This window comes from Sphingobium rhizovicinum (assembly GCF_042647625.1).
GTDB classification, from domain to species: Bacteria; Pseudomonadota; Alphaproteobacteria; order Sphingomonadales; family Sphingomonadaceae; genus Sphingobium; species Sphingobium rhizovicinum.
This window is the reverse complement of sequence record NZ_JBHRVU010000004.1, coordinates 500,270-524,421: the sequence shown is the minus strand read 5'-3', so window position 1 is coordinate 524,421 and position 24,152 is coordinate 500,270. Positions and strand designations below refer to the sequence as shown.

Here is a 24,152-nt window from a genome sequence, read left to right as displayed (position 1 = left end):
TCTATCAGAAGTTGAAGCGGACGCCGGCGCGGTAGATGCGGCCCAGCGTGTCATAGAGCGCGGGGTTCACATCGAGACCAGTGTTGGTCTGGGGCGAGGCGACGGGGTCCTTGTCGAACAGATTGTCGACCTTGCCATAGATGGAAATGGCGTCGTTGAATTTGAAGGTTGCGCCGATATCGACATAGAAAGCGCCCTTCATCTTGTTATAGTCGATCGTCGGGTGGTTGCCGGTGGAGGCCGGGCAGGACGACTGGCACACGACATATTGATTGCCGAAGGTGCCGTCGCTGAACCAGCGTTCCTGCACCGTGAGGCTCAGCTTACCGCTGTCATAGGTCTGCACCGCCAGCCATTTCCAGTCCGGCGTATTGCCATTATTGGCCCCGGCCTGATCAATCGGATCGACCCCGGCAATGCCGGCGCTGACGACGAACTTGCGGATATGGGTGCCGAGCGCGCGGACGGTGACGCTGCCCGGCAGGCCCAGCGGCTGCTGCCACTGATAGCTGGCCTCAATGTCGAAGCCGCTGGTCCGCCAGGAGGCGAGGTTGAACGGCTGGACATTGACATAGTTCAGGCCCGGATCGGCATTGTTGAGGCTGAAGCCGCCGCAGAAGGCCTGATTGCCGTCATAGCAGAATTGCACGATCTGCTGCGCCGACAGGCTGGACACCACGCCCTTCAGCTTGATGTCATAATAGTCGAACGACAGGCTGAGGCCCGGCAGCCAGGAGGGGCGCGCCAGCACGATGCCCAATTCGGTGTTGCGGGCGATTTCCGGCTTCAGGCTGGCGTTGCCGATCGTGTTCTGGAAAATCTGTACCGCACGGCCCTGGAAGGGATCGTTGAAGCTGGGGACGGAGGTGACGGTTGGCGCGGCGAACAGTTCCGACAGGTTGGGCGCACGCACGTCGCGCGAGGTAACGGCGCGCAGGCGGATGCCGTCAAGCGGCGTGTCCCAGGTGCCGCCGACCTTCCACGCCCAGACCGTGCCCGACGTGCTGTAATGGGTGCCACGGCCCGCCGCGTTCAGATTGGCGCGGCCCATCGCTTCGCTGTCGAACAGCGGCATGTCGATTTCCACGAAGCCTTCATAGACTTCATATTTGCCGCGGCCGTTCTTGTAGTTGCCGGCCGCCCAGTTGCTGCCCAGCGAGCTATTGAGCAGCGGATCGGCCGGATAATCGGCGCTGTTGGGGCTGAGCGCGGAGACGCCCGCGCCATAGGGATCGGCGTTCACGCGGTAAAATTCGCGGCGATATTCCGCGCCGAAGGCGAGCGAGAGCGGCCCGGCCCACAATTCCAGCGGATTGCCCGAGAAGTTGAGGCTGGCGACATCCTGCGTCAGCTTCGTATGCTGGAACGGGCCATTTTCATGCGGCGCGACATAGGCGAGCGCGGCGGCGGAAGGAGTGAAATCGCCAAAGACGTTGATCGGCACGCAGCCATTGGCGCGGGCGACCGGATCGGCGCAGACGATCGCGCCATTGAGGGTGATGGCATTGGACGCCGCCGCATAGCGGCTTTGCAGCACGATATCCTTTACCCGGATGTCCGAAATGGTGATGCCATGTTCATAATAGGCGTCATAATTCCAGTCAGTGCCGGCGGCGGCGAACTTGCCCTTGGCACCGGCGACGAAGCGATATTGCTTGCGATCGGTATAGACCTGCGGATCGGGGAAGGCGCCGTTGGAGGAACCGAAGCTGAAGGAGGTGATGCCGGCGGTCGCGCACTGATCGCGCACCGACTGGGGCAGATAGGCGTTGGCGCAATCCACCGTCAGGCTGGAGCGGGTATAGCCGGGATTGGGCTGGTTGTTGGTCTTCACCTGCGCGACGTTGACCGTGACATAGGCTTCATTGTCGTCGGCGAAATCATAGCCGATCCGGCCATAGCCGTTGATGCGCTCCAGCGAGGATTTGAGCGATGCGCCAGACCCCGGCGCACCCGACAGGTCGCCGCCTTCGCAGAAGCTGTTGCCGCGATAGCAGTTGGCGACAGCGCCAGTGCCGGTCGGCGTGCCGCCCGATCCATAGTTGAACTGATAGGGGTTGCCCTGCCGATCGAAGGCGATGCCCTGCAACGGGCCGTTATTGATCAGGCCATAGCGCGCATATTGATAGGGCTGGGCATAGTCGCGATAGTTGAACTGCGGCAGGCCATTATTGGTCTGGCCCGTGTTCATCAGCGTGGTGGCGCGATACCAGTTGCGGCTGCCGGCCAGATCCGTGCCGAAATCGCCCGCGCCAACGCCGCCTTCATGATCATATTCGCCGCTGACCACCACATGCAGGCGATCGTCCATAAAGGATTTGCCATAGGCGGCCTGCACCAGCGCGGTTTCATCATCGCCATATTTGGTGATGCTGCCCAGGATATTGCCCTTGAACCCTTCGAAATGCGTGTCGGTGATGAAGTTGACGACGCCGCCGACCGCATCCGACCCATAGGAGGCGGACGCGCCGCCAGTGACGACGTCGACGCGCTTCACCAGCAATTGCGGGAACATGGAAATATCGGGAACGCCGGTGACGTTGGCGCCGACGACGCGCTGGCCATCCAGCAGCGTCAGGGTGCGGATGGGACCAAGGCCGCGCAGCGAGAAGGAACTGAGGCCCTGCTGGCCGCTCGATGTGGAGAAGGTGCCGGTGGCCGCGCCGGTCGATCCTTGCAGCGAAGGCAACTGGGCGATGGTGTTGAAGATGTTGGGCTGGGCGTTGTTGACGATCTGCTCTTCACCGATGACGGTGGTGGGCGTCGGCGCATTAAAGCCGCTGGTGGTGATGCGCGATCCGGTGACCACGATGTCGGCGGCGCGGGGAGCATCGGCCTGCGCGGCATCCTGCTGCGGCGCGACGCTCTGGACGGGTTCGGGCGCGCCCTGGGCTTGCGCTGCGCCCGCCAGGGCCATGGTCGCCACGGCTGCCAAGCTGACGCTGGCCAGATGCCGGTGGAGTGCGATCGTCACTTTCATTCATCCATCCCCTTTTATCTCCGACGGCCCTCCCGCCGCCGGGCACCCATGACGGGCTATTGTGTGAGTATTACCCCCTGCCCTGTCCGGCCGCACTTACGACATAGGTCGTAGATGCAGCGGAAGGCCGGATTTTCAGGGCTTTGCGGCGTAGAGCGCGTGGTGCGTCAGGATGAACAGGGTCCGCTTGTCGGGACCGCCGAACAGGATCTGGAGCGGCCGGTCGGGCACATCGATGCGGCCCGTCTCCTTGCCGTCGGGACCATAGACGAAGATTTGCCCGTTCGCGACGAACACCCTGCCCTGCCCGTCCACCGCCACGCTTTCGCCGCCGCGATTGGCGAAGGGCTTGAGCGCCGTCAGCGTGCCGCTTGGCCCCACCGTGCCGCTATAGGTGATATTTTCCGATCCGCTGGTGACGAACAGGTGGTCGCCGATCTTGCCCGACACGAAACCATTGGCGTTAAGACCATCCGACCAGCGCCAGCCGCTATGGTCGACCGGACCCTGCTGCCAGACGCGGAAGGCGGGCAAGGACAGGCTGCCGTCGGGCGAGACATATTCGCGCGCTTTGGGCGTGCCGGCATCGCGGGCGAACATCTGGGCCAGCGTGGTGAATTCATAGGTCTTGGGATCAAGCTGGTCTTTGAACTCGCCATTATTCCACCAGTTGACCGGCAGCAGCGTCTTGGCCGTGCGGCCATTGCGCACCGGGGTCGGCTGGATCAGCGTCATCGCGTCCTTCGGCCCGGCGGGGTCGAAGGCGTAGACGCCGCCCTTTGCCCCCAGTGAGGACAGGACCATGACATGGCCCGAAGCGTCGATGGCGAGATTGACAGGGTCAAGCGCATGATCGCGCACGATCTCCAGCCCCCTGGCCTCGCTCCAGCGGTGGATGCGCTGGAAGCGGCGGTCGATGAAATAGAGCGCACCTTGCGCATCCACCGCCGCGCCGGAGATGGACCAGAAGCCGTCCTCCAGCTTCTCGACCGTCGTGGCGGAGGGCGCGACGGCCGGGATCGTGCTGCCTGATGGACCAATGTCCAGCGCGGCGAATTCGCGTTCGCGCACGAGCAGCTTGCGGCTGACATCTTCTATCGCATTGTCGAACGGATATTTGCTGGCCCGCAGGAAAGTGCCGCAGCCTTCATCGTCGCAGGTGGCGAAGCCGCTTTCGCCATTCACATGGACATTGCGGAAGCGGATGTCGCCCGAATTGGCGATCTTCACCGCACTCTTTTCCGGCGCGTAGGTGCGGGTGACGCGATAGCCATGATAGTTGGCGAAAAGGAGATTATGGCTGTTGCGGATGTCGAGCGAGATGGCGTCCGGGCCGTCATCCACTTCCTGCTCGGTCTGCGGGGCGAGAAATTCCCAGTTGCGCACATTATCCAGCACGATTTCGTTGCGGGCATGATGTTCGACCGACATTTCATAGACATGACCCGGCGTGTCGGTGTCGGTGACATAGAAGCCCGCCTGCGCGAAGCTGTTGGGACTCCACACATCGGCGAAGGTGCCGCCGCCCCCGTCCGTGACCCAGATGCTGGGATATTGGGCATCCAGACGCCCATCGGTGACGGGATCGCCGGTGTTGACGCGCAGCGCGCCCAGCATCTTGCCGTCGGCGGTGGGCGTGCCGCCGCCGCCCATGATCTTGATGTCCTCAACCAGGCTCTGCTCGCCCGACCGCCAAAGCAGGGCGGAAGCGCGCGGGTTCACCCGGCCGGTGAAGAGGCCCAGGCCCGACAGGATATTGTCGCCGCCCTTGCGGCTTTCGAGGATCGGCAGAACCGCGCCCAGGCCGGCATGATTGGGGTTGCTGTCGGGAATGAAGAGCTGGGTGATGGCCGGGTGCAGGCCGATGAGGATGCTGTCCGGGCGCAGGGTCAGCCGGTCCGTAACCTTGTAGAAGCCGGCCGGGAAATAGAGGATGCGGTTGGCGTCGATCGCCTTTTGCAGAGCGGCGGTGTCGTCCGCCTTGCCATCGCCGACAGCGCCCAGAGTGCGGACATTGACCCAATCGGCCATCGGCGGCAGGTCGCGGATCGCGGGCGCGCGCGGTGCGGGCATGGCGGCGAGCAGCTGGATGTCGGCGGTGGTGGCATAATCGCCCGTCTGGCCGAGTGCGGGCACGGCTAGGCCATAGGAGAAATTGGCGACCTTATAGGCCTTGCCCTTGCCGTCGATCGTCCTACCGCTGTCGCGGAAGCGAGCAAAGACCGGACTGTTCACGGCAAGCGCATTGTCAAAGCCGATCTGGGTGAAGACGTTCTTCTCGTTGGAAATGACGACGCCGGCCTTCGATATATTCTCGAAACGGACATCCTTGCCCCACAGGCTGTCGCTGTAACCGCGGTCGATCTCGATCCCGACCGGCGTGTTTTTGATCGCGACATTGACGAGGGTCAGGTCGACTTCATGTTCGCGGATGGCGGCGTCGCGCTGGCCGTCAAAGGTCGAATCCAGCAAGGTGAACTGCCAGGCGGGCGAGGTCTTTTCAGTGACGATGCCATAGCGGCCGCCCTGAAAATGGACATTCTCGATGACATTGCCGGCCTGATAGACGCCGGCAAAGGCGGTGCCGAGGCGAAATTCCATATGGCTGAGGAAAGCATGCTGGGCCATGCGGAAGCGCACCCCGGCGGCGGCCGGATTGCCCGCGCCAATCTCTATGTCGACATTGCTCATCGCGGAATAGAAGGTGCCGGAATTGGCGTCGCGCACCACCTTGTCGCGCGGCACGACCGTCGGCACCGGAACCGGCACCTGCCCGACATTATATTGGTCGCCGCCGGCGAAGATCACCATGGTCGACACGCCCTGCTGAAAACCGGGCGTATTGGGAGCGAGCAGCAGCACCGGCCGGGTCGGGCCGACGCCATAGACGCGCACGCCCGCCGGCACGATCAGCGACCGGGTGATGCGATAGGTGCCCGACGGCAGGAAGACGATGCCATGGCCGGTCGCATCGCGCGCCTGATCGAGCGCCTGCTGGATCGCGGCGCTGTCATCGGCGCGGCCATCGCCAGTCGCCTTGACGGTTACGGCATGGGGTTCGGCGGGCGCCACGGGGAAGACCGACGTCGTCGCGGCAAAGGCCGGCGCTCCCAATGTGGTCGCTGCGAGCAACATCGCGATCATGCTGCGTCCGATCATGTCCGCCTCCTCTTCCCTTTTTTCTGGATGCGGCATGGCTAGGGGAGCGGGCGCGGATTGGCACTTGCGACAAAGGTCGTAGTTTTCCTGAAGGGTAGCCCGCCCTTATAGCGATGGGACCGATGCATCTCGCATCAGCGCATAAGGACGCCCGCTTGCCGATTTCCGCCGACCCCGCCCCCACTTCTCCGCGCGCCCTCATCGTCATGGGGGTGAGCGGTTGCGGCAAGTCGACGCTGGGCGCGCTGCTGGCCGGGGCGCTGGACTGCCCCTTTCTGGAAGGCGACAGCTATCATTCGACAGCGGCGGTGGAAAAGATGCGCGGCGGACAGGCGCTGACCGATGCGGATCGCTGGCCCTGGCTCGACCGGCTGGGCGCGGCGATCGCGGATAGGGTGGCGGCGCAGGGCGTGGCGGTCGCCGCCTGCTCGGCGCTCAAGCGCGCCTATCGCGACCGGCTGCGCGCGGCGATCGGCGTGCCGGTGCATTTCATCCTGCTCGACAATGACCGCGACGCCCTGCTGGCGCGGGTGGGCAACCGGCCGGGCCATTATATGCCCCCCAGCCTGCTCGACAGCCAGCTCGCCACGCTGGAGCCGCCGCTGCCCGAGGAAGGCGCGATGATCCTGACGACCGATGTGCCGGCGGAGACGCTGCGCGACCGGGTACTGGGTTGGCTGGGATAGGGTTGAGGTCGTAGAGCGGGCATTACCCGTCACCCCAGCGAAGGCTGGGGTCGCAGGAAATGATGCGTTACGAGGCTCCAGATCCCAGCCTTCGCTGGGATGACGGCGAAAATGCAGACCGTTTCCTAACCACCCAAGCCGCCCTCACCCCTACGGCATCAGCCGTCGCCGCCCCTCCCACAAATGCCAGCGCATGGCGAGAGCCGCACCCTCCGAATCTTGCGCGCGGATGGCGGCGACGATCTGTTCATGTTCGCGCAGCATGGTCGCGATCACTTCGGGCGGGCGGGATCGGCTGATGTCGACGCCAGCGCGCATGATCTTGTCCACATCGCCATGCAGCGCGTCGAAGGCGATCAGGAAGGCCGGATTGCCGGTCGCCTGCGCAATGCGGCGATGCAGGTCCATATCCTCGACATGGGCGGGTTCGCTCGACAGGAGCGCCTCGCGCAGCCGCTCCATGCCTTCTTCCACATGCGCCATTTCCTGCGCGGTGCGGCGCGTGGCGGCCAGGCGCGCGGCCTCCGCCTCCAGCACGAAGCGGACTTCATAGCTGCCCAACGTCGCAGGCAGCTCGGTCGCGGGCATGAAGGCGGCGAGGCGCTGCGACGGGCGGCTTTTGACGAAAGAGCCGGCGCCCCGGCGCGCCTCGGTAATGCCGTCCGATGCGAGCCGCACCAGCGCCTCGCGCACGATCGCGCGGGACACGCCGAACCGCTCGGCCAACGCCGCCTCCGACGGCAGGCGCGCGCCGACCTCCAGATCCTGCGCATTGATGATCTCGACGATGCCGGCATAGGCATGGTCGGACAGCCGGGCCTGGTTCATCGGCGCACCTGTGGATTGCTGTCACCCATGGCCGCCTCCTTTGTTAGAAGATGCTGCTCGCGACAAGCACCAATAGCAAGCCGACCACCGCGACCACCGTCTCCATGATCGACCAGGTCTTGAACGTGCCGGGCATGTCGGTGCCGAGGTAGGATTTGACCAGCCAGAAGCCGGGATCATTGACGTGCGAGAAGAAGAGCGAGCCCGCGCCGATCGCCAGCACCATCCATTCCGGCTCCACGCCCGATGCGGCGACCAGCCCCTGCATCACGCCGGCGGTGGTGATGGTCGCGACGGTGGCGGAGCCGGTGGCGAGGCGAATGCAGACCGACACGCCCCAGGCGAGCAGGATCGGCGAGATCGCGCCGTCCGCCGCAAAGCGGACCAGCAGGTCGGACAGGCCAGCCGTCACCAGCACCTGCTTGAGCGCGCCGCCCGCGCCGATCGCCAGGATGATGCCGCCCGCCGGCACCATCGCTTCGGTCCAGATGGCGTTCTGAATCTTCGCGTCGGTGATGCGGCGGCCGAACAGCAGGGGCAATGCGACCAGTACGGCGATCAGCAAAGCGACGACGGGGTCGCTGACCCAGCCGAGCCAGTGGAAATGCGGTGCGACGAACGCCGGCAACAGCGCGACCGCCTGCCCCGCCGCGATCAGCACCACCGGCAGCAGCACGGCGGCCAGCGCCCGCCCGACCGACGGCGTCGCGACATCGACCTTCACCGGATCGAGCAGAGGCGGGTTGAGTTTGACGCCGGGCGCGGTGAAGCGGGTGAGCAACGGACCGGCGATGATCGCAGTGGGGATGCCGACGATCAGGCCATAGACGAGAGTGAGGCCGAGGTTAGCGCCCAGCGCATTGACCGCGAGCAGCGGGCCGGGATGCGGCGGCACCAGCGCATGGACGACCGACAGGCCCGACAGCGCGGGCAGCATCAGACGGAGCTTGGCGGTGTCGCCATTCTGCCCGGCGGGCAGCGCGGCGGCGGCGGACGCGACGATCGGCAGCAGCAGGACAAGGCCGGTTTCGAAGAAAAGCGGCAGGCCGATGACGATGGCGGTGAACAGGCTGGCCCAGGGCGCGCCCTTCACGCCGGACAGGCGCAGCGCGGCACGGGCAAGGCCGCCCGCTCCATCCGACAATTGCAGCATCGCGCCAAGGCCAAGGCCCAGCGCGACGACCAGGCCGGTGCCGCCAAGGATGGCGCCCGCCCCCTTTTCCACCGCCTTGGCCGTATCCTCCATCGGCAGGCCGGCGATCAGGCCGACGGTGAAGGCGCCGCAGAGCAGGCCAACAAAGGGATGCAGCCGCCCCCGGATGATGAGCGCGATGGAGAGGGCAATGCCGATGACGGCGGCGATCAGCAGGCGATAGTCGGCCGGGGTCATCGGCTCGTTCCCCGATGGTCGAAACGCTGCCCACATGATGCCGATCGACGAAATGGTAACGCCATTCCCACCCTCTCCCTGTTCCGCTTGTCCGGGGGCCAAATCGACCGAATCCCGCAAAGCTGTTAGACAGGTTATAACTGCAATTTCGCCACAAACTAGGGTATTTGACAAATTATCGGATTTTTCTCTTGAACCTGTCTGACTGATTCCATTATCGTTAGCGCTAACGAATCTCAGGACCGCCCGGCCAATTTGGGGCTGTCCGCCGACGGATCGAAACAGGGAGAGGCAAGATGCATATCGCGACGGATCTGCACCACATACCCGATCGTCAGGATCGCCACGCCCCGGAAATCCCCCACCTCACGCCGACCCAGATAAAGGTCATGCGCTGCGTCCATTCGGGCCTGCTCAACAAGCAGATCGCCTATGAGCTGGGCATGGCGGAAGCGACGGTGAAGGTGCACATGACCGCGCTGATGCGCAAGCTCAACGTCCGCAACCGCACGCAGGTCGCCATCGCCGCCGGTCATTTCGGCTGGATGCGCGCCACGCTGAGCCACGCCGCCGACTGACATTTCTTTCATTGCGGGAGAAGGCCCCATGAACCGATCGAGACGGGACATGATGAGCGGGATCGGCGCGGGTCTGGCGCTGGCGGGCATGGGCGGCGGCCCGGCCTTCGCCGCATCGCGCAAGATCGGCTATGCGATCGTCGGCCTTGGCTCCTATGCGACGCGCCAGATCATGCCCAATTTCGCCGGATGCGATCAGGCGAAACTGGTCGCTTTGGTCAGCGGAACGCCGGCCAAGCTGGCGCATTATGGCGACCAATATGGCATCCCGGCGACGCGCCGCTACAGCTATGCCGATTTCGATCGCATCCGCGACAATCCCGATATCGATGCCGTCTATGTCGTGCTGCCCAACAGCCTGCATGCGGAATATGTCATCCGCGCCGCGCAGGCGGGCAAGCATGTGCTATGCGAAAAACCGATGGCGGTGTCCGTCGCGGAGTGCGAGGCGATGATCGCCGCCTGCCGCAAGGCGGGCAAAAAGCTGATGATCGGATACAGATCGCGCTTCGAACCCTATAACCGGCTGGCGATCGACCTGACGCGCGGCGGGCATGTCGGGCCGACGCGCCTGATCACTGCGGAACATGGTTTTCCGGCGCAGCCCAATCAGTGGCGGCTGGACAAGCCGCTGTCGGGCGGCGGGTCGCTGATGGACATCGGCATCTACAGCCTGAACGCGGCGCGCTATCTGACTGGGGAGGAGCCGGTGGAGGTGAGCGCGGTGGAAAGCACCGACCGCGCCGACCCGCGTTTCCGCACCGTGGAAGACCGGATCACTTTCATGCTGCGCTTCCCGTCGGGGATCATCGCCAATTGCATTTCCAGCTATAGTTCGGGCCATAATGGCTATCGCGTGATCGGCACGCAGGGATGGATCAATATGGAGCCGGCGACCCCCTATAGCGGGCAGACCATGACCATCCGCAAGAATAATGTCACCGCGCCCCGCACCCTGCCCGCGCCGGCGAAGAACCAGTTTGCGGGGCAGCTCGACCATCTGGCCGAATGCATCATGACCGGCGCGACGCCGATCGTGCCGGGCGAGGAAGGGCTGGCCGATTTGCGCGTGATCGAAGCGATTTATCGCTCCGCGGCGGAGGGGCGCAGCGTGCGCCTGCGGGCATGATCGCACGGCGGACGGCGCTGGCGGGCCTTGCCAGCCTGCCGGTCGCGGCGGTTGCGGCGACACGGACCAGCGGCGTCACGCGGATCGATCCGGGACTGGACCGGATCATCGCGCCATCGGCGAAGGTTGAGCGGCTGGCCAGCGGGTTTCGCTGGGCCGAAGGGCCGGTGTGGGCGGCGCAGGACAAATGCCTGTTCTTCAATGATCCGCCGTCCAACATCCTGTATCGCTGGCGCGCGGAGGATGGCGCAAAACCCTTCCTGTCGCCTTCGGGCCTGCAAACGCCGGTTCCGCCGGAAATCCGCGAAGCCGGGCTGAATGGCCTGGCGATCGATGCGGCCGGCGCGCTGATCGCGGCGGACAGCGGCACCCGCGCGATCGTGCGGATCGACATCGCCAGCGGGCAGCGCCGCATAGTGGCCGACCGCTATCAGGGCAAAAGGTTCAACAGCCCCAATGATCTGTGCATCGCTGCGACTGGCGCGATCTATTTCACCGATCCCACCTATGGGCTGCGCGAAGGCGACGCTTCGCCGCTGCGCGAACTGGCGCATTGTGGATTGTACCGCATGTCGCCCGATGGCGAGGTGACATTGCTGGATGGGGATCATCGCCGCCCCAACGGAGTCGCCCTGTCGCCCGATGGACGCACCCTCTACCTGGCGCTGTCAGACGAAAAGCAGCCTGAAGTGCTGGCTTATGCGCTGGATGCCGATGGCCTGCCGACGCAGCGCCGCCTGTTCCGCGACATGCGGCCAGAGTTGGCGCGGGGGCTGCCCGGCCTGCCCGACGGGATCAAGGTGGATGTGCACGGTCATGTCTTTGCGACGGGGCCGGGCGGCGTGCATGTCTGCGCGCCGGATGGAACATTGCTGGGCATGGTCAGCACCGGCAAGGCGATCGCCAACTGCGCCATCGATCAGGAAGGCGCCCGGCTCTTCCTGACCTCGGCCGATCAACTGGCGGTGATCGGCCTGCGTCGAGCCTGATCAGACCCGCATCGGCATCAGCACATAGAGCGCCGGGCTGGCGTCGCTTTCGCGGATCAGCGTCGGCGCAGCGGCATCGGCCAGATGCAGTTCGACCAGATCGCTGTCGATCTGACCCAATATGTCGAGCAGATAGCGCGCGTTGAAGCCGATATCGAAGCCTTCGCCCTGGAACGCGCCCGGCACGTCTTCAGCCGCCGTGCCATTTTCCGGGCTGGTGACGGACAGGGTGATCTTGTCCTTGTCCAGGCTCATCTTGACCGCGCGGGTCTTTTCGGTGGCGATGGTGGCGACGCGGTCGACGCCGTCCTCGAAGCTGCGCGGATCGATCTTGAGCAGCTTGTCGTTCGCGGTCGGGATGACGCGGCTATAATCGGGGAAGGTGCCGTCGATCAGCTTGCTGGTCAGGATCGCGCTGCCCAGGCCAAAGCGGATCTTGCTGGCCGACAGGCTGATCTGCACCGATCCTTCGACTTCATCCAGCAGCTTGCGCAATTCGCCGATGCATTTGCGCGGGATGATGATGCCCGGCATGCCTTCGGCGCCTTCCGGGCGCGTCACGGTGACGCGGGCCAGACGATGGCCGTCGGTCGCCGCGGCCTTCAACACCGGCTGATCCTCGTCCGACACATGGAAATAAATGCCGTTCAGATAATAACGCGTCTCTTCGGTCGAGATGGCGAAGCGCGTCTTGTCGATGATCTGCTTCAGCGTTTCGGCCGGCAGTTCGAACTGCGTGGGCAGGTCGCCTTCGGCGATGACCGGGAAATCGTCGCGCGGCAGGGTGGACAGGTTGAAGCGGGCGCGCCCGGCCTGAATCAGCATCTTGCCATCGGCCGCGTGCAGCGACACCTGGCTGCCTTCGGGCAGCTTGCGGGCGATGTCGAACAAAGTGTGGGCGGAAATGGTGGTCGACCCCGCCTGCTCCACCTGCGCCGACACGCTTTCGACCACCTGAAGGTCGAGATCGGTCGCCATCAGCTTGATCGCGCCGTCGGCCGACGCTTCGATCAGCACGTTGGACAGGATCGGAATCGTATTGCGCCGCTCGACCACCGACTGGACGTGGCTCAGGCTCTTGAGGAGCGTTGCGCGTTCGATGGTGGCCTTCATGTCCCTGTTCTGTCCGTTTCTTTTTAAGCCGATAGCCGGGTGGTTCGGTCGAATCCCGGCGACAATGATGGATGCTTCTTCATAGCCGCTGTTGCCGTCCCTGCAAGCGTCGGCTTCGCGCTTTTCATATCCGGCCGGGGTTGCAAATGGGGACAGGTTGGGCTTTGCCCACGGCATGCGCCGCATCCTTGCCCTGCTGATCCTGCCGCTGATCGTCGCGACGCCCGCGCGGGCGCGCGATTCGCTCGGCATCTTCGAAAGCTGGGGGGCGTTTCGCGATCCTGCGGCGCCACGCTGCTACGCCATCGCCCAGCCCATGGCGCGGCGGGGTCAAAGTCCCAAGGGCTTCGCCTCGGTCGGAACATGGCCGCGCCAGCGGGTGCGCGGGCAGGTACATATCCGCCTCAGCCGCGCGCGGGCGGCCAGTGCGCCGGTCACGCTGGTCGTGGGCGAACGCCGCTTCGCGCTGGTCGCGGGACAGATTGACAGCTGGGCGCCCGACGCGCGCAGCGACGCCCAGATCATCGCCGCGATGCGATCGGCCAGCAGCATGAGCATCGCCAGCATCGGCGCAAACGGCCGCGGTTTCGCCGACAGCTACGCCCTGCGCGGCGCGGCCACGGCGATCGACGCGGCGGCGCTGGGCTGCGCAAAACTGCGCTGACCTTGACTTTTTGGGCCTGGACATGTATGTAAAGTCCATCCCGTCCCCGGCAGGCCGTCTTGAGGCGCTCGCAAGAGCAGACATCAGCTCAAGGCCGCTCCCGGGGACATTTTTTTAGCAGGCTTGAGAATGGCAACGGCAATCGTCGTTGATGGAGCTTATTTTCTCCATCGTTTCCGACATGCTTTCCCGAATCTGGATGCCAGCAATCCGAAGGCGGTTGCCTACGGAATTATATATCTGTCGGCTTGGCATATCGCCGTGCGCCTTGGCCCCAAGCCCACCTTAGCGGCCATCGAATCGCAGAATTTCCGGCCCGAAGAAACCGCCGAACTCTATCGCATATTCTTTTATGATTGTCCGCCGCTGACCAAGCGACTTCATTCGCCGGTAAGCAAGAAAGCTATCGATCTTTCCAAGACGGATCTCGCGCGCTTCCGTTTGGCAGTTCATGCCGAATTACAGACTGTGCGGAAGGTCGCCCTTCGTTTGGGACGACTGAACGAAAGTTTCTTATGGCGCCCCAAAGCTGAAGCAATGAAAGCGTGGCTTAAGGCGCCAGACCAGTTCGATCCCAGAGATGAAGATTTCGAACTGGATGTCACGCAAAAAGGCGTAGACATGCGATTGGGCCTTGATGTCGCAGCAATGGCCTTCAAGCGTCAGGTAAACCAGATTATATTGGTTGCCGCCGATGCCGACTTTGTGCCCGCAACCAAACTGGCGCGCCGCGAAGGCATCGATGTGGTATTGGACCCCATGGGTGGCTTCGCAGCCCATGATCTTATTGAACATGTCGACGGCGTGAGAAGCGCGGTATTTGACAAAGCATTGATGGCGAAAAATTGATGATGCAGATTCCCGGCCATATCGATCCTGTGCCCGTGCCGCGCGCGGTGACGCCGCGGGAGGATGGGCGCGTCGACCTGATGGGGCTGTCGCGCCCGCAGATCAAGGGCGCGCTGGAGGAAGCGGGGCTGGACGTGAAGGCCGCCAAGCTGCGGTCCAAGCAACTGTTTCATTGGCTCTATCATCGCGGCACCACCGATTTTGAGGCGATGACCGATCTGGCCAAGCCGATGCGCGGCTGGATGGCCGAACGCTTCGTCGTCGGCCGCCCGCAGGTGGTGGAGGCGCAGGTGTCGAGCGACGGCACGCGCAAATGGCTGCTGCGGTCGGACGACGGGCAGGATTATGAAATGGTCTTCATCCCCGATGCGGACCGGGGCACGCTGTGCGTCTCCAGCCAGGTCGGCTGCACGTTGAATTGCAGCTTCTGCCACACCGGCACGATGCGACTGGTGCGCAACCTGACGCCGGGCGAAATCGTGGGTCAGGTGATGCTGGCGCGCGACGCGCTGGGCGAATGGCCCAAGGGCAATATGGCGGCCGCCCACGATGTCGACGCCGATGAAGACGAGGATGCGCCGCAATATTCGCCCGACGGGCGAATGCTGACCAACATCGTGATGATGGGCATGGGCGAGCCGCTCTATAATTTCGAGCATGTGCGCGACGCGCTGAAGGTCGTGATGGATGGTGACGGGCTGGCGCTTTCGCGTCGGCGCATCACCCTGTCGACCAGCGGCGTGATCCCGATGATGGCGCGGGCCAGCGAGGAGATTGGCGTCAATCTGGCCGTCTCGCTCCATGCCGTGACCAAGGAAATTCGCGACGAACTGGTGCCGCTGAACCGCAAATATGGGATCGAGGAGTTGCTTCAGGCCTGCGCCGACTATCCCAAGGCCAGCAACGCCCGGCGCATCACCTTTGAATATGTGATGATCAAGGACAAGAATGACAGCGACGAGGATGCGCGCGAACTGGTCCGCCTGATCCGCAAATATAAACTGCCGGCCAAGGTCAACCTGATCCCGTTCAACCCCTGGCCCGGCACCGATTATGAATGTTCGACGCCCGAACGGGTGCGCGCGTTCAGCTCCATCGTGTTCGAAGGCGGCATCAGCGCGCCGGTGCGCACGCCGCGCGGGCGCGACATCATGGCGGCCTGCGGCCAGCTCAAATCCGCGAGCGAGAAGAAGAGCAAGGCGGAAATCAAGCGCCTGGCCGAAGAGAAGCAAGCTGCGCTCGGATAATCCGGGGCTGACAGGATGCGCGCTGCGCAGAAACGGAACCCCGCCCGAAATGGCGGGGTTTTCTTTTGGGGGAATGCCGATGAGCGATGACGAGATTGATGCGCTGGCGACGGGCTTTTGCGACTGCACCCTGCCCAAGGCGCTCTGGACCCATGAAGCCCATTTCGCGACCGCGCTCTGGCTGATGCTGCGGCGACCGGACATACGGGTCGAACGGGACATGCCCGGCATGATCCGCCGCTATAATGAAAGCGTGGGCGGGGTGAACAGCGACAGCAGCGGCTATCATGAAACGATCACGCAGGCGTCGCTGCACATGGCGCGGCGGATGGTAGCCGACCAGCCTGACGGCGTGACGCCTGCCGCGGCGCTGGCCGCGCTCATGGCTTCGCCGCTGGGCGACAAGGACTGGCTCTTCACATATTGGTCGCGCGATGTGCTGATGACGGCGCAGGCCCGCCGCGATTGGGTCGCGCCCGACCGCACGCCGCTTCCGGCATAAAGGAAAAAGGGCGGCCCCTTGCAGGACCGCCCTTCGCCCTCCTCACATCGTCTGACGATGCGAAGATTCTGATCAGTTGAGAGGGATCAGAAACGGAAGCCGATGCCGACAACGCCGGCGTCGCGGCCGCCGATGTTGGCTTCATATTCGCTGCGCTGATATTCAGCCGAGATGTAGGTGTTCGGGGTCACGGCATATTCCAGACCGCCGCCATAGCGCACGCCTTCGAACGACGCGCCGGCGCCACCCACATCAATGCGGGTGTTGGCATAGCCGACCTTGCCGAACGCCAAAACCTGCGGGGTCACGGTGTAGCCCAGACGGACCGAAGCGGCCAGATCACGGCTGACTTCCGCGCCGGCGCCAGCGCTGGTGGTGCTGTCGCTGAACGAGACTTCGGGGCCGAAGGTCACGCCGTTGGTGACGGCCAGGTCATAACCGGCGGCAACGCCATAGGTGAAACCGTCACGGCCGTCGAACTTGTCATAGCCCAGCGTCACGCCCGCGCGCGGCCCGGTGAAGGGCGCTGCGTCCTGAGCGAAAGCAGGGGCAGAGAAAGCAGCGGCAGCAGCAATGGCTGCGAAAATCACAGTCTTCATAAAGTCCTCGATATTATTCTTGTCGCCGTGACTTAGATGTTCATCCGGCGTTCAGGTTCGATGCAAAGCAATCATGAACTTATTCTCACAATTCCTCCTGCTTCTTTTCTCTCGATTATCTAGAGAGAGAAGAGCGCCATCTGCATCACGACCGCGCAGTGGCCATCTAGGATCGCCAGATTGAGTTGCAAAGGGGGTCGGAATTTATTTCAATCAATTTCGGGACTTGTGTTGCAGATTAGTGACACGCCCGTTTGAACGCCACCAGGGCGCTTGAAAAAGGGGCAGCCGTCGCCGGCCGCCCCTGCTGCGCAGTCCCCGCTCCGGTCAGAAGCGCAGCCCGACGCCCGTGACGAACTGGTGCCGCGAAAGGCCTGCCTCATAGTTGGAATAACGATATTCGCCCTTGAGGAAGAGACTGTCGGTCAGCCGATATTCCAGCCCAGCCCCCAGCCGCAGCCCGTCCAGATTGTCGCCGCCGCTGACCGTGCCGCCTTCTCCGGCCGAATCCCGATATTCGAACCGGGCGTTGGTGTAGCCGGCCTTGGCATAGGCCAGCGCCTTGTCGCCCAGCGGCACGCCGATGCGGCTACCGACATAAAGGTCGCGATCGCTCGCCGTGCGGCCGCCGGCATAGCCTTTCTTCGTGGTGGAATCGGATATTTCCGCCTCGACGCCCAGGATCACGCCACCAGCGGCGACATCATAGCCCGCGTTCAGGCCATAGAGCAGCCCGTCGGCCGAACTGATTCCATCGGCATCGACGCTGTCATAGCCGGTGATGATTTCGGCATGGCCGCCGGTGAAGGGGGCGGCATCCTGCGCAAAGGCCGGGGCGGACAGAAAACACAGGACCGAAGCGGCCAGAAAAATCGTAATATTCTTCATAATTACCCATCTATCTTCATACGTCGAAGCATAAAATGACTGACAGGCGACCTTTTTCCTTCTTCATCTCTTGAACAAAGATGACGGTTTTTGTTATATATCTGCTAATCTTATTTGCGTATCGACTTATTTTTCCCTTGCGGGATCGCGATTGATCGAAACAGCTTCGTCATTTCCATTGTCGTTCGACCAACAACAGTTCAGACGTCGCGAACGACATGATCCCATATGGACCGACGCCAAAAAAGCGATAGGATCGTCGCCATGGACAATCCGCCCGACAACCCGCCCGACCGCACAGGGGCGATCGTCAGGCGGCACCGCCTGTCGACGCGACTCTGGCATTGGCTCAATGCCCTGCTGCTCTATGTGCTGTTCACCAGCGGCCTTGGCATCTTCAACGCCCATCCGCGCCTCTATTGGGGGCATTATGGCGCCAATTTCGATCATCCCTGGCTGACGCTCGATCGCTTTGGCGGCTGGCTGACGCTGCCGGCCCATTATAATCTGGCCCTGTCGCGCCACTGGCATCTGACCGCAGCGCCGATCTTCGCCTTTGCGCTGCTCGCCTATATGGTCTGGAGCCTGTTCAACCGGCATATCGCCCGCGATCTGGCTTTTCGCCGCGGCGAGCTTTCGCCCCGCCATGTCTGGCGGGACATATATAACCATGCCCGACTGCGCTTTCCCACCGGGCAGGCGGCGCTGCGCTATAATGTGCTGCAAAAGGCCAGTTATGTCGGCGTGATCTTCCTGCTGCTGCCGCTCGTCATCCTGACCGGCCTCACCATGTCGCCGGGCATGAACGCGGCCTGGCCCTGGCTGGTCGACCTGTTCGGCGGCCGGCAAACGGCGCGGTCGATCCATTTCCTCGCCGCCTTCGCGCTGGTGGCTTTCTTCCTCGTCCATATCCTGATGGTGCTGCTCGCCGGGCCGCTGAACGAAGTGCGATCGATGATCACCGGCCGCTATCGCCTGCCCAAGGAACGGCCATGATCCTGACCCGGCGCAGCCTGCTGCTGGGCGCAATCGCGTCGCTCGCGGGCTGCGATCGACTCGCCAGCACCCCTTCCGTGCGCGAAGCGCTGTTTTCGGCGGAAAATTTCCACAAATGGGCGCAGCGCAGCCTGATGGCGCGCGACGCGCTGGCGCGGGAGTTTCGCCCCGACCAGATTTCCCCGATCTTCCGCGCCAATGGCACCGCCAATCCCAACACGCCGGCCTATAAGGCGCTGTGGCGCGGCGGCTTTGCCGACTGGCGACTGCGCATCGACGGGCTGGTGACGCGGCCCCTGTCATTGTCGCTACCCCAGTTGCACGCCCTGCCCCACCGCGAACAAATTACCCGCCATGACTGCGTCGAGGGGTGGAGCGCGATCGGCAAGTGGCGCGGCGTGCCTTTGAAGACCATCCTCGACGGCGCGGGCCTGCGCGACACTGCGCGCTATCTGGTCTTCCACTGCGCCGACAATATGGGTGCCGGCCTGCCCTATTATGAAAGCATCGACCTGATCGACGCCTTCCATCCGCAGACGATCCTGGCCTTCGCGCTCAATGATCGCCCTCTGTCGGTCGCCAATGGCGCGCCGTTGCGGCTGCGGGTGGAGCGGCAACTGGGCTACAAACAGGCCAAATATCTGATGCGCATCGAAGCCGTGCAACATTTGTCCGCCATAGGCGCGGGCAAGGGCGGCTATTGGGAAGACCATGCCGGCTACGACTGGTATGCGGGTATTTGACGCCTGCGAAACGACATGACAAGGTAGCGGCATGAAACTGTTTGAACGTGTTCTCAAGCGGTTGGTCACGCGTGGCCAGCTTACCGTCTATTATTCTGGAGGAGGCAGCTTCACCGTCGGACAGCCCGATCCGGCCTTCCCCACCCTCGCCCTGCGCTTCCACGACAAGCGCGTTCCGCTCGACATCATCAAGGATCCGCGCCTTGGCATGGCCGAAGCCTGGATTGACGGCCGCATCGGCATGGAGGGCGGCGGCATCATGGAATTCATCTCCATGATTCGGGCCAACAATCCCTGGGAACAGGGCAAGTCGATCGACGCCAAATCCTTTATCAGCCGCAGCTTCAAGACCGCCCGCCAGAAATTCTGGCGTCTCAACCACAAGGGCCGGTCCAAGGCGAACGTCGCCCATCATTATGACCTGTCGGGCGCGCTCTACGCCCTCTTCCTCGACCGCGACCGCCAATATAGCTGCGCCTATTTCCCCGATGCGGACAATGAAGCCGGCATCAGCCTGGAGCAGAGCCAGGAGGACAAGAAGGCGCATATCGCCGCCAAGCTGCATCTGAAGCCCGGCATGAAGGTGCTGGACATTGGCTGCGGCTGGGGCGGCATGGCGCTCTATCTCCACCGCACCTGCGGCGTGGACGTCACCGGCATCACCCTGTCGGAAGAACAGTTGAAGGTTGCGCGCCAGCGGGCGCAGGATGCGGGCGTCGCCGATCATGTCCGCTTCGAACTGATCGACTATCGCGACATGCAGGGGCCGTTCGACCGGATCGTGTCGGTCGGCATGTTCGAACATGTCGGCACCGCGCATTTCCGCACCTTCTTCAACAAATGCCGCGAATTGCTGACGCCTGAGGGGGTGATGCTGATCCACACGATCGGCCGGGTCGGCGGGCCGGGCATCACCGACGCCTTCACCCAGAAATATATCTTCCCCGGCGGCTATATCCCCGCTTTGTCGGAAATGATCCAGGGCAGCGAGGATACGCGCCTGATGGTGACGGATGTGGAGGTGCTGCGCATCCATTACGGCCTCACCATCCGCGAATGGTATAAGCGGACGATGGCGCACAAGGCGGATATCGTCGCCCTCTATGACGAGCGCTTCTTCCGCCTGTGGACCTTTTATCTGGCCGGGGCGGCGACCGTGTTCGAACATGGCGGCATGGTCAATTATCAGGTCCAATATGTGCGCGATCGCCGCACTTTGCCCATCACCCGCGACTATATGCAGGAGGCGGAAGCGGCGCTGCGGGGCCGCTGATCCGCATTAACCGTCGCTGACAGCCCCGTTCCCGGACGGTTCAGTCAGCGGCGGTCATTCTCTCCCCCATGCCCCCGCCCATGCCGGGCGGGCATCTGAGGAGAGACAGGCAATGAAACTTTTGTGGAAGGGCGCGGCGGCGCTGAGCATCGCCGTTGCCGGATTGAGCGCGGCGGCCGTCCCCGCGCAGGCGCATGATCGCGGTTATGGCTGGCGCGGCGACCGCGATGGCCGCTGGGATCGGCGCGGCTGGGACAATCGCCGCTGGGACGATCGCCGCCACTGGCGCGGTGATCGCCGCGACTGGCGCGGTTATCGCGGCTATTACCGTACCGGCTATCGCCAGCGCTGCTGGACCGAATGGCGCTACGACCATTATCGCGACCGCGACGTGCGCGTGCGCATCTGTCGCTGAACCGGCACAGGCGATCCGTTCAGGGCCAGAGGAACGGGTCGCATGTTGACGGATGGCGGGGCCAGACGCTAGGCGCGACGCAGCATTTCAAGGAATTTGACCATGAGCGACACGCCCCCCGACCATCTGTCCACCAATCCCAAAAGCCCCCATTTCGACATGGAGGTGCTTCAGCGCGGCATCGGCATCCGTTTCAAGGGCCGCGAGCGCAAGGATGTGGAGGAATATAATATCTCGGAAGGCTGGATTCGCGTCGCCGCCGGCAAGACCCGCGACCGCCACGGCAATCCGCTGACGATCAAGCTGACCGGCGAAGTCGAAGCCTGGTTCGAAACCCCCGCCGACGACGCCGGGGACAAGGCCACCGACGCCGAATAAGCATGACGAAAAGGGGCGCTGCATGCGCCCCTTTTTCCATCAGTTCAGCACCGCGTCCCGCTTCACGTCGGAGATGATGGCGCTCAGCGAACGCTCCGCAGGCGCGGAATCGGCAAAGGCGATCGCGCGCATGTCGGTCTTCAGTCGGGGAACCGGGCCATTCCCGGCGCGCGCCATGCGCACCGGCATCGCCGGTTCAGCCCGCAATACCGCCGGCACCGGTTTCTGGTCCCAATTGTCCGTATCCACCTTCGCAAAGCGCACGCTCGCGCCCAGCGCCGGATCGGGCACGAAGTCATGCAGCTTAGCCCTGGCCGGATAGATGAAGCCATAGGTGGGGTTGGTCCGCGCGCCCATCTGGCCGGTCGGGCTGTGCCACACGCGCACCTGGCTCCAGTCGCCCGCGTCCGATACGTCGATCGCCAGCACATCTTCCTCGATCGATCCGGGCACCGACCAGTTGGCATGACGGATCAGCACGCGCCGGTCGTCCAGCACCTTGCTGACCACCGCGACATGCCCCAGCACCATCGGGCCATAGGGGCGGAACGCCAGCACCGCGCCCTTTTTGGGCGTGTGGCCACGCTTATATTGCCCGTCGGCCTGGTCCCACCAACTCAGCGCATCGCCGCGAATATCCACGCCCGATACGGTGCGGGCATAGGGCACGCATTGCAGCACCGCCGCGCCAAAGGCGGGCGCAGCCATAAGGCCGGACAACAGCATCGCCGCCGCCCAGCGCGTCATTCGAATCATTATGCGATCCCGAAACGTCTAGAATCGCCCCACCGGGAACGACCCTAAAACGCGGACTCTTTGGGAAAGGTTAAAATCTTAGAAAGCAGCGCGCAGGCCGGCGCCACCGCTCTGTTCGGCCGATGCGATGCGCACCGGAGCCTGATCGACCGCCTTGGGCGCATCGGCATAGATGAAGCCGCGGGCCGCATTGGAGCGCAGGCCCAGATTGCCGATCGGGCCGTACCATACGCGCACATCGGTCCAGTCATTGTTGGGCGACACGTCGATGGCGCGGACATTGCGCTCGATGCCGCCGCGATAGGACCAGTTGGCGTGGGTCAGCAGCACTTCACGGTCGCTGACCACTTTGCTGACCATGGCGACATGGCCGACCGGCATGGAGCGGCTGGCGGCAAAGGCCAGAACAGCGCCGACGCGCGGTTCATGACCACGGTCATAACGGCCTTCGGCCTGACCCCACCAGGTATTGGCGTTGCCATGAATGTCGATGCCGGAAACTTCACGGGCGAAGGGCGCGCATTGCAGCGTGCCGGCCGTGGCGGGAACAGCGATCAGAGCAGAGAGCGCAAGAACAGACGCCGCGAAAAACGCGCGAAAACCAGCGAACATCCGATTGCGACCCCGACTTATTGTGTAGGCTTGAACCCCGTTGATCGTCTTAGGGCAGACGCCGGACGAACGGACAAGCGCGGGGCGACGAGTCGTTTCGCCGATGCGTTATGTTGCGGAACGAAAAACATGGCCGGCCGTTACAGTCAGCCGTGTCGCATCATCCAGATCGTTGAAAAGACTGGATTCCGTGCCCGTCATCCACACCTGCCCCCCGCTGTCCCGCAATCGTTGGAACAATGCGCTGCGGCGCGACGGGTCGAGATGGGCCGCCACTTCGTCGAGCAGCAGCACCGGCGGCTGGCCGCGATCGGCGGCGACCAGCGCGGCATGGGCCAGCAGGATCGACAACAACAGCGCCTTCTGCTCCCCGGTCGAACAGAGCGCCGCCGCCTGCCCCTTGGCGATGTGCGTGACCGACAGGTCATGGCGATGCGGGCCGGACAGGGTGCGCCCCGCCGCCGCGTCGCGCCGCCGCTCCCGCCCCAGCCGCGCCGCCAGCGGTTCGTCGCCCGTCGCCTCCACGCCATCGACCGCGATCAGCGGCCGGGCGAAGGGTTCGTCGGGCTGGTCGGCCAGCGCATCATTGAGACGCGCGACCAGATCCGCCCGCGCATCGGCCAGCGCTGCGCCATGTTCACCCATCTGCGCCTCCAGCGCGCTCAGCCAGGCCGGATCGGCGCGTCGCAGATCGCTCAGCAGCCGGTTGCGCGCCCGCATCGCCGCATCATAGCGCGCACTATGCGCCGCATGGCCCGGATGCAGCGCCAGCGTCAGCCGGTCCAGAAACCGCCGCCGCCCGCCCGGACTGTCCAGAAACAGCCGGTCCATCGCCGGGGTCAGCCAAACGATCGACAGATGATCGGCCAGCGCATTGGCGGACGAGGCGACGCCGCCGATCCGCACCTGTCGCCGATCGGGACTGGCCGGCGCTACGCCGGTGCCCAGCACCACGCCATCCACCTCCGCCGCGACGCCGAAACCGCCCGGCCCGCCCTGCCGCGCCATGGCGGACAGCGGCACGCCGCGCAGGCCCCGGCCGGGGGCCAGCATCGACACCGCTTCCAATATGTTGGTCTTCCCCGCGCCATTGTCGCCGGTCAGCAGGATGAAGGCATGATCTGGCAGGATCAGCGCATCCGCATGATTGCGGAAATCGCTCAGGGTCAGGCGGCCGATCATCGGCACGCTGTAGCGGGGAGAAGGGGCGGAAGATAGATGTGTTGGGCGTTGGGAGTGCGCCAGTACGGGAGGTTTAGTGACAATACGAAAAAGCCCCTCCCTTCCAAGGGAGGGGTTGGGGTGGGTGCGAGCGAAGCGAGCTTGCGTCCTATCTCCCCCCTGAGCGCCGCTGACGCGGCGTACCCACCCCCGCCCC

Annotated in this window: 23 protein-coding genes; 13 read left to right on the top strand and 10 right to left on the bottom strand. The window is 63.9% G+C overall.

Translation table 11 applies throughout. The features are described 5' to 3' along the window. Positions 1–4: 4 nt before the first annotated feature. Entirely contained in the window at positions 5–2,980 is a 2,976-nt protein-coding gene (locus ACFOKF_RS03965) for a TonB-dependent receptor plug domain-containing protein (protein ID WP_380793339.1), read from the bottom strand. Positions 2,981–3,115: 135 nt separating this feature from the next. Beyond that, positions 3,116–6,139: a glycosyl hydrolase family 28-related protein gene (locus ACFOKF_RS03960; protein WP_380793337.1), complete on the bottom strand. Its 3,024-nt coding sequence runs from the start codon at positions 6,137–6,139 to the stop codon at positions 3,116–3,118. Positions 6,140–6,294: 155 nt separating this feature from the next. Between ACFOKF_RS03960 and ACFOKF_RS03955 the strand changes: the two genes are divergently transcribed. After that, entirely contained in the window at positions 6,295–6,825 is a 531-nt protein-coding gene (locus ACFOKF_RS03955) for a gluconokinase (RefSeq protein ID WP_380793335.1), read from the top strand. A 150-nt stretch (positions 6,826–6,975) separates the two neighbouring features. Here the strand turns inward: ACFOKF_RS03955 and ACFOKF_RS03950 are convergent, their stop codons facing one another. Continuing rightward, positions 6,976–7,653: a FadR/GntR family transcriptional regulator gene (locus tag ACFOKF_RS03950; RefSeq protein ID WP_380793334.1), complete on the bottom strand. Its 678-nt coding sequence runs from the start codon at positions 7,651–7,653 to the stop codon at positions 6,976–6,978. A gap of 43 nt (positions 7,654–7,696) precedes the next feature. Then, positions 7,697–9,043, bottom strand: a complete 1,347-nt coding sequence (locus tag ACFOKF_RS03945) for a GntT/GntP/DsdX family permease (RefSeq protein ID WP_380793332.1) — start codon at positions 9,041–9,043, stop codon at positions 7,697–7,699. A gap of 296 nt (positions 9,044–9,339) precedes the next feature. Between ACFOKF_RS03945 and ACFOKF_RS03940 the strand changes: the two genes are divergently transcribed. The 3 genes from ACFOKF_RS03940 to ACFOKF_RS03930 are packed head-to-tail and all read left to right on the top strand — an operon-like array spanning position 9,340 to position 11,739. After that, a complete protein-coding gene (locus ACFOKF_RS03940) occupies positions 9,340–9,621 on the top strand; it encodes a helix-turn-helix domain-containing protein (RefSeq protein ID WP_380793330.1) in 282 nt (93 codons plus the stop codon). 28 nt (positions 9,622–9,649) lie between these two features. Then, complete coding sequence (locus tag ACFOKF_RS03935) at positions 9,650–10,750, top strand: Gfo/Idh/MocA family protein (RefSeq protein WP_380793328.1); 1,101 nt, start codon at positions 9,650–9,652, stop codon at positions 10,748–10,750. Next, entirely contained in the window at positions 10,747–11,739 is a 993-nt protein-coding gene (locus ACFOKF_RS03930; protein WP_380793326.1) for an SMP-30/gluconolactonase/LRE family protein, read from the top strand. Before ACFOKF_RS03935 ends, ACFOKF_RS03930 begins: the two co-directional genes overlap by 4 nt. Here the strand turns inward: ACFOKF_RS03930 and dnaN are convergent, their stop codons facing one another. Beyond that, complete coding sequence (gene dnaN / locus ACFOKF_RS03925; RefSeq protein ID WP_380793324.1) at positions 11,740–12,852, bottom strand: DNA polymerase III subunit beta; 1,113 nt, start codon at positions 12,850–12,852, stop codon at positions 11,740–11,742. It lies immediately after the preceding gene. A 175-nt stretch (positions 12,853–13,027) separates the two neighbouring features. Here dnaN and ACFOKF_RS03920 point away from each other — a divergent pair, with 175 nt between their 5' ends. From ACFOKF_RS03920 to ACFOKF_RS03905, 4 genes are all read left to right on the top strand, one after another. Further along, positions 13,028–13,516 (top strand): hypothetical protein, encoded by a 489-nt coding sequence (locus ACFOKF_RS03920; RefSeq protein ID WP_380797637.1) that lies wholly within the window; start codon positions 13,028–13,030, stop codon positions 13,514–13,516. Between the two features lie 129 nt (positions 13,517–13,645). Continuing rightward, a complete protein-coding gene (locus ACFOKF_RS03915) occupies positions 13,646–14,365 on the top strand; it encodes an NYN domain-containing protein (RefSeq protein WP_380793322.1) in 720 nt (239 codons plus the stop codon). Further along, positions 14,365–15,612, top strand: a complete 1,248-nt coding sequence (rlmN, locus tag ACFOKF_RS03910; protein ID WP_380793320.1) for a 23S rRNA (adenine(2503)-C(2))-methyltransferase RlmN — start codon at positions 14,365–14,367, stop codon at positions 15,610–15,612. The genes ACFOKF_RS03915 and rlmN overlap by 1 nt, the downstream gene beginning before the upstream one ends. Before the next feature lie 79 nt (positions 15,613–15,691). Then, positions 15,692–16,114 carry a hypothetical protein gene (locus tag ACFOKF_RS03905; RefSeq protein WP_380793318.1) on the top strand — a complete coding sequence of 141 codons (423 nt, stop codon included), beginning with the start codon at positions 15,692–15,694 and terminating at the stop codon, positions 16,112–16,114. An 86-nt stretch (positions 16,115–16,200) separates the two neighbouring features. Here ACFOKF_RS03905 and ACFOKF_RS03900 read toward each other — a convergent pair whose 3' ends face one another. Then, complete coding sequence (locus tag ACFOKF_RS03900) at positions 16,201–16,713, bottom strand: outer membrane protein (RefSeq protein ID WP_380793316.1); 513 nt, start codon at positions 16,711–16,713, stop codon at positions 16,201–16,203. A 327-nt stretch (positions 16,714–17,040) separates the two neighbouring features. Continuing rightward, on the bottom strand, positions 17,041–17,601 hold the full coding sequence (locus ACFOKF_RS03895; protein WP_380793314.1) for an outer membrane protein: 561 nt from the start codon (positions 17,599–17,601) through the stop codon (positions 17,041–17,043). Between the two features lie 264 nt (positions 17,602–17,865). On the opposite strand from ACFOKF_RS03895, the gene ACFOKF_RS03890 reads away from it, so the two are divergent. The 5 genes from ACFOKF_RS03890 to ACFOKF_RS03870 all read left to right on the top strand — a co-directional run bounded on the left by ACFOKF_RS03890 (position 17,866) and on the right by ACFOKF_RS03870 (position 21,406). Continuing rightward, a complete protein-coding gene (locus ACFOKF_RS03890; RefSeq protein ID WP_380793313.1) occupies positions 17,866–18,597 on the top strand; it encodes a cytochrome b/b6 domain-containing protein in 732 nt (243 codons plus the stop codon). Beyond that, positions 18,594–19,340: a molybdopterin-binding protein gene (locus ACFOKF_RS03885; protein WP_380793311.1), complete on the top strand. Its 747-nt coding sequence runs from the start codon at positions 18,594–18,596 to the stop codon at positions 19,338–19,340. The genes ACFOKF_RS03890 and ACFOKF_RS03885 overlap by 4 nt, the downstream gene beginning before the upstream one ends. A 31-nt stretch (positions 19,341–19,371) precedes the next feature. Next, positions 19,372–20,613, top strand: a complete 1,242-nt coding sequence (locus tag ACFOKF_RS03880; RefSeq protein WP_380793309.1) for a class I SAM-dependent methyltransferase — start codon at positions 19,372–19,374, stop codon at positions 20,611–20,613. Between the two features lie 112 nt (positions 20,614–20,725). Then, positions 20,726–21,028, top strand: coding sequence for a hypothetical protein (locus ACFOKF_RS03875; protein WP_380793307.1), 303 nt, complete (start codon positions 20,726–20,728; stop codon positions 21,026–21,028). Positions 21,029–21,130: 102 nt separating this feature from the next. After that, positions 21,131–21,406 (top strand): DUF3297 family protein, encoded by a 276-nt coding sequence (locus tag ACFOKF_RS03870; protein ID WP_380793306.1) that lies wholly within the window; start codon positions 21,131–21,133, stop codon positions 21,404–21,406. Positions 21,407–21,445: 39 nt separating this feature from the next. Here the strand turns inward: ACFOKF_RS03870 and ACFOKF_RS03865 are convergent, their stop codons facing one another. From ACFOKF_RS03865 to recF, 3 genes are all read right to left on the bottom strand, one after another. Continuing rightward, the gene (locus ACFOKF_RS03865) at positions 21,446–22,162 is read right to left on the bottom strand and encodes a CHAP domain-containing protein (protein WP_380793304.1); all 717 of its coding nucleotides are present in this window, start codon (positions 22,160–22,162) and stop codon (positions 21,446–21,448) included. 78 nt (positions 22,163–22,240) lie between these two features. Further along, positions 22,241–22,774: a CHAP domain-containing protein gene (locus ACFOKF_RS03860; RefSeq protein ID WP_380793302.1), complete on the bottom strand. Its 534-nt coding sequence runs from the start codon at positions 22,772–22,774 to the stop codon at positions 22,241–22,243. A 108-nt stretch (positions 22,775–22,882) separates the two neighbouring features. Next, positions 22,883–23,956 (bottom strand): DNA replication/repair protein RecF, encoded by a 1,074-nt coding sequence (gene recF, locus ACFOKF_RS03855; RefSeq protein ID WP_380793300.1) that lies wholly within the window; start codon positions 23,954–23,956, stop codon positions 22,883–22,885. Positions 23,957–24,152: the final 196 nt, after the last annotated feature.

Excerpts from the sequence above, each read along its gene's own strand:
- ACFOKF_RS03965 (WP_380793339.1), bottom strand. The coding sequence starts at position 2,980 with ATGAAAGTGACGATCGCACTCCACCGGCATCTGGCCAGCGTCAGCTTG.
- ACFOKF_RS03960 (WP_380793337.1), bottom strand. The coding sequence starts at position 6,139 with ATGATCGGACGCAGCATGATCGCGATGTTGCTCGCAGCGACCACATTG.
- ACFOKF_RS03950 (WP_380793334.1), bottom strand. The coding sequence starts at position 7,653 with ATGAACCAGGCCCGGCTGTCCGACCATGCCTATGCCGGCATCGTCGAG.
- ACFOKF_RS03945 (WP_380793332.1), bottom strand. The coding sequence starts at position 9,043 with ATGACCCCGGCCGACTATCGCCTGCTGATCGCCGCCGTCATCGGCATT.
- ACFOKF_RS03940 (WP_380793330.1), top strand. The coding sequence starts at position 9,340 with ATGCATATCGCGACGGATCTGCACCACATACCCGATCGTCAGGATCGC.
- ACFOKF_RS03935 (WP_380793328.1), top strand. The coding sequence starts at position 9,650 with ATGAACCGATCGAGACGGGACATGATGAGCGGGATCGGCGCGGGTCTG.
- ACFOKF_RS03930 (WP_380793326.1), top strand. The coding sequence starts at position 10,747 with ATGATCGCACGGCGGACGGCGCTGGCGGGCCTTGCCAGCCTGCCGGTC.
- dnaN (WP_380793324.1), bottom strand. The coding sequence starts at position 12,852 with ATGAAGGCCACCATCGAACGCGCAACGCTCCTCAAGAGCCTGAGCCAC.
- ACFOKF_RS03920 (WP_380797637.1), top strand. The coding sequence starts at position 13,028 with ATGCGCCGCATCCTTGCCCTGCTGATCCTGCCGCTGATCGTCGCGACG.
- ACFOKF_RS03915 (WP_380793322.1), top strand. The coding sequence starts at position 13,646 with ATGGCAACGGCAATCGTCGTTGATGGAGCTTATTTTCTCCATCGTTTC.
- rlmN (WP_380793320.1), top strand. The coding sequence starts at position 14,365 with ATGATGCAGATTCCCGGCCATATCGATCCTGTGCCCGTGCCGCGCGCG.
- ACFOKF_RS03905 (WP_380793318.1), top strand. The coding sequence starts at position 15,692 with ATGAGCGATGACGAGATTGATGCGCTGGCGACGGGCTTTTGCGACTGC.
- ACFOKF_RS03900 (WP_380793316.1), bottom strand. The coding sequence starts at position 16,713 with ATGAAGACTGTGATTTTCGCAGCCATTGCTGCTGCCGCTGCTTTCTCT.
- ACFOKF_RS03895 (WP_380793314.1), bottom strand. The coding sequence starts at position 17,601 with ATGAAGAATATTACGATTTTTCTGGCCGCTTCGGTCCTGTGTTTTCTG.
- ACFOKF_RS03890 (WP_380793313.1), top strand. The coding sequence starts at position 17,866 with ATGGACAATCCGCCCGACAACCCGCCCGACCGCACAGGGGCGATCGTC.
- ACFOKF_RS03885 (WP_380793311.1), top strand. The coding sequence starts at position 18,594 with ATGATCCTGACCCGGCGCAGCCTGCTGCTGGGCGCAATCGCGTCGCTC.
- ACFOKF_RS03880 (WP_380793309.1), top strand. The coding sequence starts at position 19,372 with ATGAAACTGTTTGAACGTGTTCTCAAGCGGTTGGTCACGCGTGGCCAG.
- ACFOKF_RS03875 (WP_380793307.1), top strand. The coding sequence starts at position 20,726 with ATGAAACTTTTGTGGAAGGGCGCGGCGGCGCTGAGCATCGCCGTTGCC.
- ACFOKF_RS03870 (WP_380793306.1), top strand. The coding sequence starts at position 21,131 with ATGAGCGACACGCCCCCCGACCATCTGTCCACCAATCCCAAAAGCCCC.
- ACFOKF_RS03865 (WP_380793304.1), bottom strand. The coding sequence starts at position 22,162 with ATGATTCGAATGACGCGCTGGGCGGCGGCGATGCTGTTGTCCGGCCTT.
- ACFOKF_RS03860 (WP_380793302.1), bottom strand. The coding sequence starts at position 22,774 with ATGTTCGCTGGTTTTCGCGCGTTTTTCGCGGCGTCTGTTCTTGCGCTC.
- recF (WP_380793300.1), bottom strand. The coding sequence starts at position 23,956 with ATGATCGGCCGCCTGACCCTGAGCGATTTCCGCAATCATGCGGATGCG.